9 protein-coding genes and 4 tRNA genes are annotated in these 14,154 nt (G+C 48.9%); 11 read left to right on the forward strand and 2 right to left on the reverse strand.

Going from position 1 to position 14,154, the window contains the following annotated elements; translation table 11 throughout:
• Window position 1 precedes the first annotated feature (1 nt).
• The 4 genes from pgsA (at window position 2) to ACS0RQ_RS10255 (ending at window position 999) form a co-directional block, all read left to right on the forward strand.
• Complete coding sequence (gene pgsA, locus ACS0RQ_RS10240) at window positions 2–550, forward strand: CDP-diacylglycerol--glycerol-3-phosphate 3-phosphatidyltransferase (protein WP_041851800.1); 549 nt, start codon at window positions 2–4, stop codon at window positions 548–550.
• 149 nt (window positions 551–699) lie between these two features.
• Window positions 700–775: transfer RNA gene (locus ACS0RQ_RS10245), tRNA-Gly, on the forward strand.
• Between the two features lie 51 nt (window positions 776–826).
• Window positions 827–900, forward strand: a tRNA-Cys gene (locus ACS0RQ_RS10250).
• Window positions 901–912: 12 nt separating this feature from the next.
• Window positions 913–999, forward strand: a tRNA-Leu gene (locus ACS0RQ_RS10255).
• A 710-nt stretch (window positions 1,000–1,709) separates the two neighbouring features.
• Here the strand turns inward: ACS0RQ_RS10255 and ACS0RQ_RS10260 are convergent.
• A tRNA-Ser gene (locus tag ACS0RQ_RS10260) sits at window positions 1,710–1,797 on the reverse strand.
• A gap of 956 nt (window positions 1,798–2,753) precedes the next feature.
• Between ACS0RQ_RS10260 and ACS0RQ_RS10265 the strand changes: the two genes are divergently transcribed.
• The gene (locus ACS0RQ_RS10265) at window positions 2,754–3,956 is read left to right on the forward strand and encodes a tyrosine-type recombinase/integrase (RefSeq protein WP_334633487.1); all 1,203 of its coding nucleotides are present in this window, start codon (window positions 2,754–2,756) and stop codon (window positions 3,954–3,956) included.
• Window positions 3,957–4,113: 157 nt separating this feature from the next.
• Here the strand turns inward: ACS0RQ_RS10265 and ACS0RQ_RS10270 are convergent, their stop codons facing one another.
• Complete coding sequence (locus ACS0RQ_RS10270; RefSeq protein ID WP_334633484.1) at window positions 4,114–5,346, reverse strand: hypothetical protein; 1,233 nt, start codon at window positions 5,344–5,346, stop codon at window positions 4,114–4,116.
• A gap of 160 nt (window positions 5,347–5,506) precedes the next feature.
• Here ACS0RQ_RS10270 and ACS0RQ_RS10275 point away from each other — a divergent pair, with 160 nt between their 5' ends.
• The 6 genes from ACS0RQ_RS10275 to ACS0RQ_RS10300 all read left to right on the forward strand — a co-directional run bounded on the left by ACS0RQ_RS10275 (window position 5,507) and on the right by ACS0RQ_RS10300 (window position 14,093).
• The gene (locus tag ACS0RQ_RS10275; RefSeq protein WP_103278977.1) at window positions 5,507–5,713 is read left to right on the forward strand and encodes an AlpA family phage regulatory protein; all 207 of its coding nucleotides are present in this window, start codon (window positions 5,507–5,509) and stop codon (window positions 5,711–5,713) included.
• Between the two features lie 17 nt (window positions 5,714–5,730).
• On the forward strand, window positions 5,731–6,699 hold the full coding sequence (locus ACS0RQ_RS10280; RefSeq protein ID WP_000654811.1) for an IS5 family transposase: 969 nt from the start codon (window positions 5,731–5,733) through the stop codon (window positions 6,697–6,699).
• A gap of 584 nt (window positions 6,700–7,283) precedes the next feature.
• Complete coding sequence (locus ACS0RQ_RS10285; RefSeq protein WP_236906848.1) at window positions 7,284–8,807, forward strand: type I restriction-modification system subunit M; 1,524 nt, start codon at window positions 7,284–7,286, stop codon at window positions 8,805–8,807.
• Window positions 8,797–10,035, forward strand: a complete 1,239-nt coding sequence (locus tag ACS0RQ_RS10290) for a restriction endonuclease subunit S (protein WP_071448112.1) — start codon at window positions 8,797–8,799, stop codon at window positions 10,033–10,035. Before ACS0RQ_RS10285 ends, ACS0RQ_RS10290 begins: the two co-directional genes overlap by 11 nt.
• A 21-nt stretch (window positions 10,036–10,056) precedes the next feature.
• Window positions 10,057–13,341 carry a type I restriction endonuclease subunit R gene (locus ACS0RQ_RS10295; RefSeq protein WP_236906847.1) on the forward strand — a complete coding sequence of 1,095 codons (3,285 nt, stop codon included), beginning with the start codon at window positions 10,057–10,059 and terminating at the stop codon, window positions 13,339–13,341.
• Window positions 13,338–14,093, forward strand: a complete 756-nt coding sequence (locus tag ACS0RQ_RS10300; protein WP_094888004.1) for a M48 family metallopeptidase — start codon at window positions 13,338–13,340, stop codon at window positions 14,091–14,093. Before ACS0RQ_RS10295 ends, ACS0RQ_RS10300 begins: the two co-directional genes overlap by 4 nt.
• Window positions 14,094–14,154 lie beyond the last annotated feature (61 nt).

The raw sequence follows: 14,154 nt of genomic DNA on the forward strand, positions 1-14,154 counted from the left end.
TATGCGATTTAATATCCCTACGTTGCTTACCCTGTTTCGCGTCATTCTTATCCCGTTTTTTGTTTTGGCATTTTACCTGCCTTTTCAATGGGCTTCGTTCGCATGCGCGCTGATCTTTCTGGTTGCCGCCGTAACCGACTGGTTTGACGGCTTCCTTGCGCGTCGCTGGAACCAGAGTACGCGCTTTGGCGCATTCCTGGACCCGGTGGCGGACAAAGTGATGGTCGCAATCGCAATGGTGCTGGTAGCAGAGCATTACCATACCTGGTGGGTGACGTTGCCGGCGGCTACCATGATTGCCCGTGAGATCATTATTTCGGCCCTGCGTGAATGGATGGCGGAACTGGGGAAACGCAACAGTGTTGCCGTTTCCTGGATCGGGAAAGTGAAAACGACCGCGCAGATGACTGCACTGGTCTGGATGTTGTGGCGTCCAAACGAGTGGGTTGAGTGGGCGGGGATTGGCCTGTTCCTGGTTGCTGCGGTACTGACTTTGTGGTCGATGTTGCAATATCTGAACGCGGCACGCGGAGATTTGCTTGAACAGTGATCGTTTCGCGTTAATTTTCAGCAAACGATCCGGGTTTTGAAAAATATCGTTGACTCAGTGCGTCAGGTAAGTAGAATGCATCGCATCAGACGGCAGCGTAGCTCGCCAGAAGATAACAAAATCAAGTGATTAGAACAAAACTTGATATTGCGGGAATAGCTCAGTTGGTAGAGCACGACCTTGCCAAGGTCGGGGTCGCGAGTTCGAGTCTCGTTTCCCGCTCCAGTTTACAAGCATCGGCATATTGCGGGTGTGGTCGAAAGGCCTGAAGAATCTGGCGCGTTAGCAAAGCGGTTATGTAGCGGATTGCAAATCCGTCTAGTCCGGTTCGACTCCGGAACGCGCCTCCAATTTCTTCCCGAGCCCGGGTGGTGGAATCGGTAGACACAAGGGATTTAAAATCCCTCGGCGTTCGCGCTGTGCGGGTTCAAGTCCCGCCCCGGGTACCATGGGAAAGATAAGAATAATCAAAGCAATAAGCAGTGTCGTGAAACCACCTCCGGGTGGTTTTTTTGTTTTTATACTCTCCATTCCGAAGATGCGGCCTAAGGTGCTTTTCCCCTGACCGCGTAGCCATTCACGCTTTCTGATTCCCGATAACAGTAACAGTTTTCATTTTTCGGTCTTCTATTGTTGCCTGATGTGCGTCCTCTGGCTGCAGTTTGGTGGCCAGATGAAAGCGTCCATAGCTGATGACATCAACTCACTGAAAATGGGCAACGATGTGCTGCTGAGTTTTAGTTGCTTGCGAAGACTCAGAGGATCCGCTGGCGTTCTGCGGGTTCAGCATTCGCACTGTCATCAATTCCCGGAGAGCTAAGAATTGGGAAGGGCAGCTTCCTCGCAGGCTCGTCATCTGTCCACCCGGCTGGCGCCGGTTGTCGAGCCCCGGTCGGAGGTTCTCATCCCCCCGGATTGGGAGATTATAAAAAGAAAAAAGCCCGTACTTTCGTACAGGCTCTTATCTGAAATGATGGCTGTGAGGGGGGGATTGACTCGCTTCGCTCGCCCTGCGGGCAGCTTCCTCGCAGGCTCGTCATCTGTCCACCCGGCTGGCGCCGGTTGTCGAGCCCCCGGTCGGGGGTTCTCATCCCCCCGGATTGGGAGATTATAAAAAGAAAAAAGCCCGTACTTTCGTACAGGCTCTTATCTGAAATGATGGCGGTGAGGGGGGGATTCGAACCCCCGATACGTTGCCGTATACACACTTTCCAGGCGTGCTCCTTCAGCCACTCGGACACCTCACCACATTGTTTTGCTGCCACACCACTGGGGGGCAACGGGGCGCTACTATAGGGAGTTGCGCTAAAACGGTCAAGCATATTTTCGGTATTGATGATTGTTCGCTTAAGGTGTGAGCAACGGCATGGAAATGATGGCTGGCAATGCGCAGATTCGTCTTGTGGTATCAGGCCCGATTGTCTAATTTCCCCCGGATGCGCTGGCGCTTACCCGGGCTCCGGATAACAGTGCGCACTGAATCAATCATAGGGGTGAGGGGAAATAAAGGCAGATTGCTGGCATTTGTACTTTCATGGGGTTCTCATCCCCCAGGTGTGGGAGACTATAAAAGAAAAAAGCCCGTACTTTCGTACAGGCTCTTATCTGAAATGATGGCGGTGAGGGGGGGATTGACTCGCTTCGCTCGCCCTGCGGGCAGCTTCCTCGCAGGTTCGTCATCTGTCCACCCGGCTGGCGCCGGTTGTCGAGCCCCCGGTCGGAGGTTCTCATCCCCCAGGTGTGGGAGACTATAAAAGAAAAAAGCCCGTACTTTCGTACAGGCTCTTATCTGAAATGATGGCGGTGAGGGGGGATTGACTCGCTTCGCTTGCCCTGCGGGCAGCTTCCTCGCAGGCTCGTCATCTGTCCACCCGGCTGGCGCCGGTTGTCGAGCCCCCGGTCGGGGGTTCTCATCCCCCCTGGTATGGGAGACTATAAAAGAAAAAAGCCCGTACTTTCGTACAGGCTCTTATCTGAAATGATGGCGGTGAGGGGGACCGCTAAATATGAATACAGAGATGTTCAATCTAATCCTGTAACCTAATAAAATTAAGCGTTTTTTCTTGATGCCTGTCCGATTGAAACCAATATAACCCTGACGAAACACACCACAGATGGCATACTGAATGGCATACCGGAAATGTGCAAGAATTTTTCATGGCATACTGGATGGCATACTGAAAACAGCAGGATTTTCCCTTTTATGGCACTACTTACTGACACTAAAGCCAGGCACATTAAACCTGATGACAGGCCGTTGCCTCATGGCGGAATTACGGGACTTACGCTTCATCCTTCATCAGTAAAGGGGAGGGGAAAGTGGGTTTTACGCTATGTAAGTCCTGTTACTCAAAAAAGGCGAAATGCCGGACTGGGGACTTATCCCGAAATCGGTATCGCGGAAGCAGCACGTATGGCGCAGGCCATGCGCGAACAACTGGCGACTGGTGATGATCCGCTTGAGTTGAAAAAAGCCGAAGCTGAGAAGGTTATTATTCCGACATTTGAAGCAGCAGCGCGTCAGGTTCACGCTGAACTATCGCCGGGATGGAAAAACCAGAAGCACATAAAGCAGTGGCTATCAACACTGGAGCAGTATGCGTTTCCGTCATTAGGAACTAAACCACTCGACCGTATCACGCCTGCTGATGTGGCAGAAACATTGCGCCCTGTGTGGCTCACGCTGGCAGAAACAGCCAGTCGCGTAAAACAGCGAATCCATGCGGTGATGCAATGGGGATGGGCTCACGGGCATTGTGTTGCCAATCCTGTTGATGTGGTTGACCATTTACTGCCGGTACAGGCGGTTATTAATGTAAGAACTGAGCACCAACCAGCGATGCCCTGGCGAAATGTTCCACTTTACGTGGCGACGAAAGTCTACAGTGACGAGCGCTATAACGTGACCCGTGCGTTGTTGCTGATTGTGATCCTTACCGGGGCGAGGTCAGGAGAAGCCCGTGGTATGCGCTGGCAGGAAGTTGATTTGGACAAGCGAATATGGATTGTTCCACCGGAAAGAATGAAGGCGGGGATTCAGCATCGTGTTCCATTATCATTGCAGGCTGTCGCTGTGCTTGAAAAAATGCAGGGTTTGCACGATGAGCTGGTCTTCCCCTCACCGCGAAAACAGATCGTATTGTCTGATATGGTGATGACCACTTTCCTGCGTAAAACAGGGGCTGTCAGCGATACGCCCGGACGACTCGCAACCGCTCATGGATTTCGTTCCAGTTTCAGGGACTGGTGCAGTGAGCAGGGGATATCGCGGGATGTAGCCGAACGAGCACTGGCGCATACGCTGAAAAACAAAGTAGAGGCTGCGTACCATCGTACTGATTTACTGGAGCAGCGTATTCCGGTGATGCAGGCATGGGCTGATTACGTGTTTTCAGCGGTGAAATAAACTTGCTCTGCGCCTTTCGGGGCGCTTTTCTTTTTTTGACTTTACTGATCATCCGTATTTGACTGGTACAGAAATAAGGGTATTACCGGTTCACCATCACCACCATGAAAATCCTACTAAGGTTATATTAACAGGTAGGTTCATGAATGCGTTGTAGTTATTCTCCCTCTTCAAATTTCAGAGCCATGTTGTAATAGCTGTTGTCATTTAGATGCCAGGGGATCATGCATGGCTGATTCATTAAAAGACCACAATAATATCTAACTTTAGAGTAACTATCTTTTCTTATCACTTTATGCCGTAAATATAAACTTCTTGCTGATATACTAAAGCCAGATCCCTTAAACTTTGAGCTTATTTTATCTGAGATTGTATTTTTATTATTCATCTCGTAATAAATCGCTATCCCTGGTTCTTCCCAACGGCTGACCTCGATATCAAATGCCCCCAGTGTACCCAGCCAGCTTCCCTGTGTGCCACCAAACATTCGTTGATGAAAATAAAATCGGCTCATGTTTTTAAGGAGCTGTTCAGCATCTGTTGTTGAAACCCGGTCTTTACACTTAAAAGATGCAGAAGAATTCGGCTGTGCCTCCAGCAACCAGATATCAACAATCCTCTTGTAGTAATCGGCAATATTCTTGCGATCTGTACGAGGCATTCTGGAGTCAAGAGCAGGAAAAACAATAGAGCCGTTCTCCTGAAGCGAAATCATTACTGACAGCGATCTTTGCAGCATTTTAAACTCAAACAGCAATCCGACACGGACGAACAGCAACGATAGTTCCGAGTTAGATTCCTTATCGGTCTTGTCTACAGTAGGTGAGTATTTTGCAGTTGGAATAACATCAGATCTCGCCAGTTCGCGATAAAAACCTAGAGGCGCATCAAGGTATTCCAGTGCAAAGCAACATTCAGTTAGTCGGTATCTGATTAGATACGGCATGGTTGATAATGCCAGCGCCTTATCATTCATCAACTCTTCCGTTGCCCCAACAAGGAAATCACTGTCCACACCATTTTCGCGAGCAAGCTTGCTCAGCATGGCAATACTAAAATTTCGTGCGTGTTCAGCAAATTGTTCATGCATAGCTCTGTTATAAGGCGTACCGCCAGCATCAGTTTTTTTATGGTGTTCATCCATATTAGAAAAATAGTTGCTGTCAACAGACAGGTAAATTTCAAGAGCAGCCAGCAGATAGTGCCGGGTTATCTCAGCCTGTTTTCCGGTTATCCCTGTTTTCTGAAGCAGACCGTTGATTCTGCCAAGTATACGCGGATACCACTCTGCAGCGGGTTCTCCGTAGATGAAACTCATTACAACCTGACTGAAGTGAAGGCTGTCGATGGCATCAAACGCTGCTTTCTGCAAGGGGGTTGTTGCTGGCATAAGTTAGTGTCAAAAAAAGTAAGTGATAACTGCCAATTTTAGACACTATTAGACCTCATTACAATCCATCGCATACCAGCCAGTTGGCTTAGGTGGAGAATAACGGCGAATCGTTATTCAACAGGCAACTTAATTTCGAACAGTTTAATGAGGTAGAAAGATGATCGTCCATACCCCGACCGTGAAGATTCTTCGCATGCGTGCAGTTACAGCCAAACTCGGCATCGCCCGTTCGACTATTTACGACTGGCTCGATCCGAAGTCACCACGCTACGATGCTACTTTTCCAAAGCAGCGGCGACTGGGGCAACAGTCTGTAGGCTGGGTGGAAGCCGAACTGGATCAATGGCTGGGCTTTGTTGAATAAATCGAACTTTTGCTGAGTTGAAGGATCAGATCACGCATCCTCCCGACAACACAGACCATTCCGTGGCAAAGCAAAAGTTCAGAATCACCAACTGGTCCACCTACAACAAAGCTCTCATCAACCGTGGCTCCCTCACTTTCTGGCTGGATGATGAGGCGATTCAGGCCTGGTATGAGTCGGCAACGCCTTCATCACGAGGAAGGCCCCAGCGCTATTCTGATCTCGCCATCACCACCGTTCTGGTGATTAAACGCGTATTCCGGCTGACCCTGCGGGCTGCGCAGGGTTTTATTGATTCCATTTTTGCCCTGATGAACGTTCCGTTGCGCTGCCCGGATTACACCAGTGTCAGTAAGCGGGCAAAGTCGGTTAATGTCAGTTTCAAAACGTCCACCCGGGGTGAAATCGCACACCTGGTGATTGATTCCACCGGGCTGAAGGTCTTTGGTGAAGGCGAATGGAAAGTCAGAAAGCACGGCAAAGAGCGCCGTCGTATCTGGCGAAAGTTGCATCTTGCTGTTGACAGCAACACACATGAAGTTGTCTGTGCAGACCTGTCGCTGAATAACGTCACGGACTCAGAAGCCTTCCCGGGCCTTATCCGGCAGACTCACAGAAAAATCAGGGCAGCCGCGGCAGACGGGGCTTACGATACACGGCTTTGTCACGATGAACTGCGCCGCAAAAAAATCAGCGCGCTTATTCCTCCCCGAAAAGGAGCAGGTTACTGGCCCGGTGAGTACGCAGACCGCAACCGTGCCGTTGCTAATCAGCGGCTGAGCGGAAGCAATGCACGGTGGAAATGGACAACGGAATATAACCGTCGCTCGATAGCGGAAACGGCAATGTATAGAATGAAGCAGTTGTTGGGAGATTCACTGACGCTGCGTGACTACGATGGTCAGGTAGCGGAAGCTATGGCCATGGTGCGTGCGTTGAACAGGATGACAAAGGCTGGGATGCCAGAAAGCGTGCGTATTGCCTGAAAATCCAGCCAGCTACAGGGTCGTTCGCACGAAATCTTATTTATTCAACAAAGCCAGCTGAACATGGAAGATAAGTCATAGTGGGGTGATAAATGTTCGAGTAACGACATTCGTGTATTCATTAGCCGCTTGAATTTATGGTCAGCATACATAAGTGTTTTTTTTATTTGCTCATCGTAAAGTGGGCCGATAACGCAGTTGGTAATACTCATACTATCCGGAGACCTCCAGTCAGCAGGGGAATCACATTGACGGTCATCATTACTATCAAAGGGCATCAACGTTGCCGATTATGGATCATGTCAGCCCCACACACCAGAACGGGCGATATATGGATCATCATTACCCCAACGGCAGTTTTACACCATGGCTAATATGGATGCTATCTTACTAAGATAATTGGTTTTTAGCGAGTGACGAGCCAGGTTGTGTCAGTCTGTCTCATGTCGATATTACGGGGATGATGCAAACCTGAATGCTGCGATATTGGCGTGTCAGGGGAGGCATCTTACGGTATCATTTACCGCAATTTTTAAGATGCAAAGCCCTGCATCGCTAGCTTTTTCTTTAGACCAGGATGATTCATGAACGACAAAATCAGTCAGGACACGATCAACAAAGCCCTGTGGGCCGCGTGTGATACGTTCCGTGGCACCATCAGTGCTGATACCTATAAAGACTTTATCCTTACCATGCTATTCCTTAAGTACATTTCGGATGTCTGGCAAGATCACTACGACGAATATAAAGTGCAATATGGCGATGCGCCGGAACTGATTGAAGCGATGATGGCGAACGAGCGCTTCGTGTTGCCGAAAAGCGCCAGTTTCTATGCGTTGTACGAGCGACGTCATGAGCCGGGCAACGGTGAGCGTATCGATCAGGCGCTGCATGCGATTGAAGAAGCCAACGGCACCAAACTGAAAGATGCCGGGAAAAGTGTCTTCCAGGATATTTCGTTTAACACTGACCGTCTGGGCGAAGAAAAACAGAAGAACACCATCCTGCGTCAGTTGCTGGAAGACTTTGCCGGTGAAGATCTTAACCTGAAGCCAAGCCGTGTCGGTACGCTGGACGTTATCGGTAATGCTTACGAATATCTGATCAAAAACTTTGCCGCCAGCGGTGGGCAGAAAGCCGGGGAATTCTATACCCCACCGGAAGTATCAGACCTGATTGCTGAACTGCTCGACCCACAACCCGGTGATACCATCTGCGATCCGGCCTGTGGTTCCGGTTCGTTGTTGATGAAGTGCGGACGTAAAATTGTCTCCGGGCATGACAGCCGTAACTATGCCTTGTTCGGTCAGGAAGCGATTGGATCTACATGGTCGCTGGCGAAAATGAATATGTTTCTTCACGGCGAAGATAACCACAAAATCGAGTGGGGCGATACCATTCGTAACCCGAAACTGCTCGATAAAAATGGCGACCTGATGCTGTTTGATATCGTGACAGCTAACCCTCCCTTCAGCCTGGATAAGTGGGGCCATGACGAGGCTGAGAACGATAAATTTGGTCGTTTCCGTCGCGGTGTACCGCCGAATACTAAAGGCGATTACGCCTTTATCTCACATATGATCGAAACCCTGAAACCGGGAACTGGCCGTATGGGCGTAGTTGTGCCACACGGTGTGCTTTTCCGTGGCTCCAGCGAAGGTAAAATTCGCCAGAAACTGATCGACGAAAATCTGCTGGATGCCGTCATTGGCTTGCCGGAAAAACTGTTCTACGGTACAGGTATTCCTGCTGCGATTCTGATTTTCAAAAAACAGAAAGTGGATGACAAGGTACTGTTTATCGATGCCAGCCGTGAATATAAGGCGGGCAAAAACCAGAACCAGCTCAGCGCAGAAAATATCCAGAAGATCGTTAACACCTATCGTGAAGGCGATAACGTCGAGAAATACGCCTATCTCGCCAGCCTGAAAGAGATTCAGGACAACGACTATAACCTTAATATTCCACGCTATGTCGATACCTTTGAGGAAGAAGACGAAATTGATTTGCTGGCGGTACGTGCTGAGCGTGAGCAACTGAAGGTGGAACTGGCGAAGCTGGAAGTTGAGATGGCAGGTTATCTGAAGGAGTTGGGTTATGGTGCCTAAGGGATGGACGCTTGGAACCTTAAAAGATTTGGCAGATACGATTATGGGGTATGCCTTCAGAAGTGAAGATTTTGTTCCAACAGGTATTCCTTTACTTAGGATGGGCAATCTATACCAGAATACATTAGATTTAAACCGTAACCCTGTGTATTTACCTGATTCCTTTAAAGTTGACTATAAAAGATTCTTGGTGTCGCCAGGTGATTTGGTCATGTCTATGACGGGTACCATGGGGAAACGTGATTATGGTTTTACAGTTGAAATTCCTTCAAACACTCAATGCTCATTGCTAAATCAGCGGGTACTAAAGATAGTTCCTAAAAATAATGCGAGCTCTGGTTATATTTTGAACCTACTCCGGAGTGAGTTGATTCTATCTGTATTGTATTCATTTCCAGGTGGAACGAAGCAAGCTAACTTATCGGCTAAGCAGCTACAAGAGTTACCAGTACTTATTCCCCCCGAGTTAGAACAAAAGAAAATCGCCCAAATCCTGTCAACCTGGGATAAGGCGATTTCGGTGACGGAAAAGCTTCTCACCAACAGTCAGCAGCAGAAAAAAGCCCTGATGCAGCAATTGCTTACCGGAAAAAAACGCCTGCTGGATGAGAATGGGGTGAGGTTTAGTGGGGAGTGGCAGAGTTTACAAATTAGTGACATTGGAACGGTTGTCACGGGCTCTACACCCCCGAAGAACGACAGTGATAACTATGGTGGGGATATATCATGGGCTACTGCAGAAGATTTTGTTGGGAAATATGTTTCAAACACAAAAATTAAGCTGTCCGAACAGGGAGCTAAAAAAGCCAGAATTGTTCCGAAGGGTAGTATATTAGTTACATGTATAGCCTCAATCGGGAAGAATGCTATTGCTGATGAAAATATGGGCACAAACCAGCAAATAAACTCAGTTATTGTTCGTGGTTCCAATTCAAATGAATTTTTCTATTATCAAATCGAATTTAATGTAAAAACCCTCCTCACGTTAGCGGGAACCACTGCTGTTCCTATAATAAATAAAAGCAGTTTTGAAAAGGTTTCGCTAAAGTTTCCTCATTTTGAAGAACAACAAAAAATCGCTGACGTCCTGTCCGCAGCCGACGCCGAAATCACCACGCTGCAGAAAAAGCTCGCCTGTCTGAAGGAAGAGAAAAAAGCCCTGATGCAGCAGTTACTGACCGGGAAACGTCGTGTCAAAGTAGAAGCTGAAGAAGCCGTGAGCGCTTAACGCGAAGAATAAGGACAGCTAATGAACCAGCCGTACACGCCAAAGTTTCAGGAAGAATACAGCGCCAAAATCCCGGCACTGACGTTACTGACCAGCCTCGGCTGGACGTTTTTACCCCCGAAACAGATTATGGGTTATCGGGGCTATAAACAGGATGAGGTGGTGCTGCGTCCGGTTCTGCGTGAGGCGTTGTCGAAGCGTTCCTTTATGGCGAGCGGTAAAACTTGCCAGTTATCGGAAAAGGCACTGGATAACCTGATATCGCAGGTTTGTTCTCCGGCGCTGAATGAAGGGCTGCTGAAAGCCAATGAGCGGATGTATAACCATCTGCTTTATGGTATCGCCGTCACGGAGTTTGTCGATGGTAAGAAGGTCAACCCCACGATTGCACTCATTGACTGGGAACATCCGGAAAATAACCAGTTCCATTTTACCGAAGAATTTACGGTATTGCGGTCAGGCGGTGTCGAAACCCGCAGACCGGATATTGTGTGTTTTGTGAATGGTATCCCGCTGGCCGTCATTGAAGCGAAAAGCCCGGCGGGTCACGGCAAGAAAGGGCCAACCATTGACGAAGGGATATCCCAGAGTATCCGCAATCAGCTCAACGACGAAATCCCGCAGCTGTTTGCCTATAGCCAGCTATTACTGTCGATTAACGGGTATGACGGGCGCTACGGCACCTGTCATACACCAATGAAATTCTGGGCGGCATGGCGCGAAGAAGATATTACTTACGCGCAGATGTATGCGCTGCGCAACCATAAGTTATCGACTGAACAAATTCATGCGTTGTTTGATCATCGTCCTTCAGCCGATCTCGACTGGTACCAACAGTTAATCGCCGCCGGTGAACTGGCCGTCAGCGGGCAGGATAAGCTGCTCATCAGCCTGCTTTCACCGGAACGTCTGCTGGAGATGACCCGCTTTTTCACCCTGTTTGATAAAAAGACCGGGAAAATTGTCGCCCGCTATCAGCAGGTGTTCGGGATTAAAAAGCTGCTGGAACGCATAAGCACCCGCAGACCGGACGGGGGCAGAGAAGGTGGTGTGATCTGGCATACCACGGGGTCCGGTAAATCGTACACCATGGTGTTCCTCAGTAAGGCGCTGATTCTTCATGACAGCCTGAAGCAGTGTCGCATTGTGGTGGTGACGGACCGTGTCGATCTTGAAGGGCAGCTCAGCAGTACCTTTGCATCCGGCGGCGAGTTGGCCGGGAAAAAAGACAAAGCCAATGCAATGGCGACATCCGGGCAGATGCTGGCGAAACAGATTGGCTCCGGTAAAGAACGCATCATTTTCACCCTAATCCAGAAATTTAATTCAGCGACAAAACTTCCTGAATGCGTCAATACCAGCCCCGACATCATCGTACTGATTGATGAAGGACACCGTAGCCAGGGTGGTGAGAACCATGTGCGAATGAAACTGGCACTGCCGAACGCCGCCTTTGTGGCATTTACTGGTACGCCATTGCTAAAAGAAGATAAGACCACCAATAAATTCGGACCGATTGTCCACGCTTATACCATGCAGCGAGCGGTAGAAGATAAAGCCGTTACACCTTTGCTGTATGAAGAACGTATTCCCGACCTTGAGGTTAACGATCGGGCAATAGATGCCTGGTTTGATCGTATTACCGATGGGTTAAGCGAAGCGCAAAAAGCCGACCTTAAGCGTAAATATGCCCGTAAAGGTGAGGTTTATAGTGCAGATGATCGCATCCGTCTGATCGCACTCGATATCGCCACGCACTTCTCGAAGAATATTGATGAGGGACTGAAAGGCCAGCTTGCCTGCGACAGCAAGATTTCCGCCATCAAATATAAAAAGTATCTTGATGAAGCCGGGTTGTTTGAGTCAGCTGTAGTTATCAGCCCGCCGGATACCCGGGAAGGGAATACTGAGGTGGATGAAAGCAAACTGCCGGAAGTGACGAAATGGTGGAAAGATAACGTCGGCACGCAGGATGAGTCTGTGTATACCCGCAATATCATCAGTCGTTTCGATACCGATGAGAAGCTCAAATTGCTGATAGTCGTTGATAAACTGCTCACCGGGTTTGATGAGCCGAAGAATACCGTGCTGTATATCGACAAGCCGCTTAAGTCCCACAACCTTATCCAGGCGATTGCGCGGGTGAACCGACTGCATCCACTAAAAAAGTTCGGTCTGCTGATTGATTATCGCGGCATTCTGGCTGAGCTGGACACGACTATCGGCAAATATCAGGACCTCGCCTCCCGAACTCAGGGCGGATACGATATCAAAGATATTGACGGGCTGTACAGCGCCATGAGCTCTGAATATAAGCGTCTGCCGCATCTGTATAACCAGCTGTGGGCCATATTTGCCGGTGTTAAAAACAAAAATGATACTGAGCAGTTACGTGCGGTACTGGTGCCTAAAATGGAAGAACGTGACGGAGAGATGGTCGATATCCATCAGAAAACCCGTGATGATTTCTTCGAGGCGTTAACGGCCTTTGCCGGATGCCTGAAAGTGGCACTGCAGTCCGCTACCTTCTTCACCGACAAGAGCTTTACGGAACAAGACCGAAATCTCTATAAAGAAACCGTAAAACAGATGTCCAGCCTGCGCCAGTGGGCGATGCAGGTAAGTGGAGAGCAGGTCAATTATGACGACTACGCTGAGCAGGTGAAAAAACTGCTGGATAAGCATGTCACCGGCGTTGAGGTTCGTGAACCGGATGGCGTGTATGAAGTCGGTAAAATGGGCAAGAGCGAAAAGCCCGAAGAGTGGGACAACAATAAAACCCGCAATGAAACCGACATCATTAAAACCCGTGTGACAAAGATGATTGAGCAGGAGCTGCGTGATGACCCGTATGCTCAGGAGGCATTTTCAAAACTCCTGCGTATGGCTATCGAAGAGGCTGAAAAACTGTTTGACCATCCGCTGAAACAGTACCTTTTGTTCCGTGAATTTGAAGAACAGGTTGAAGCCCGTAAGCTCAGCGATATCCCGGATGCACTGGCGGTAAACAAGCATGCTCAGGCGTATTACGGTGTATTTAAAAAAGAGCTACCTGAGGTTTTTGCGGTAAACGACGTTCAGGTGCAGGATAAGTGGACGAAGCTGGCTTTTGAAGTGGACAACATTATCGTCAAAGCGGTGGCAGAAAACTCCCTGAACCCCCAGGACATTGAGAAAGTCGTTAAGACAAGTCTGCTACCACTGCTGTTTACGGCCTGCCGGGAAATTGGTGCCGGAATGAATCAGGTTAACCGTATTGTGGAAACCATCATCCAGATACTGCGCGTTGGTTTGATGAAATCATGAGTGAAAAAGAATCGCCATCAATGAAAGCGTTACGCATTGTCTATGGTGATGAGGTCATCGTCGTACAGTGTGTTCCGCGTCAGGTCGTAAAGGGTAGGGTGCTCATCAAGGTGCATCCGGACTGCCGGGTTATTGTCTCTGTACCTCCAGAAACACCGGAGCACGAGCTGTTGTCTGCGCTGAAAAAAAGAAGTCGCTGGATATACCAGCAACTGCGTGATTTCAGGGAGCAACAGACACACATTGTTCCGCGTCAGTATGTCAGCGGAGAAAGCCATTATTATCTCGGTAAGCAATATCAGTTGAAAGTGACAGAAGACGCTACTGTGCCGCAACGAGTGAAAATGTTGCGTGGGCGTCTGGAAGTGACTGTCAGACACAAATCGGCAGAAAAGATTAAAGCCTTGCTGGCTGAATGGTATCGGGAACGTGCCAGAGATGTATTTCAACGCAGGCTTGATTTACTGATTCCGCAGACCCTTTGGGTCAGTGAGCGTCCTCCGATACGTCTGCGGGCGATGCAAACGCAATGGGGCAACTGTTCAGCAAAAGGCTGTCTGACCTTGAATCCATGGCTGGTTAAGGCATCCTCAGAATGCATCGATTATGTCTTGCTACATGAGTTATGTCATGTTGCTGAGCACAACCATAGTGAGGAGTTTTACCGTCTGATGGGGCAGGTTATGCCGGGGTGGGAAAAGGTCAAGAAGCGACTGGATGGTATGGCTGGGATGTTGTTGGCAGATATGTAGTTTCTAACTTATTCCAATGGGCTCATTTGTCGGTGATGCTGCCAACTTACTGATTTAGTGT

The organism is Phytobacter diazotrophicus (assembly GCF_052061655.1).
Classification (GTDB): domain Bacteria; phylum Pseudomonadota; class Gammaproteobacteria; order Enterobacterales; family Enterobacteriaceae; genus Phytobacter; species Phytobacter diazotrophicus.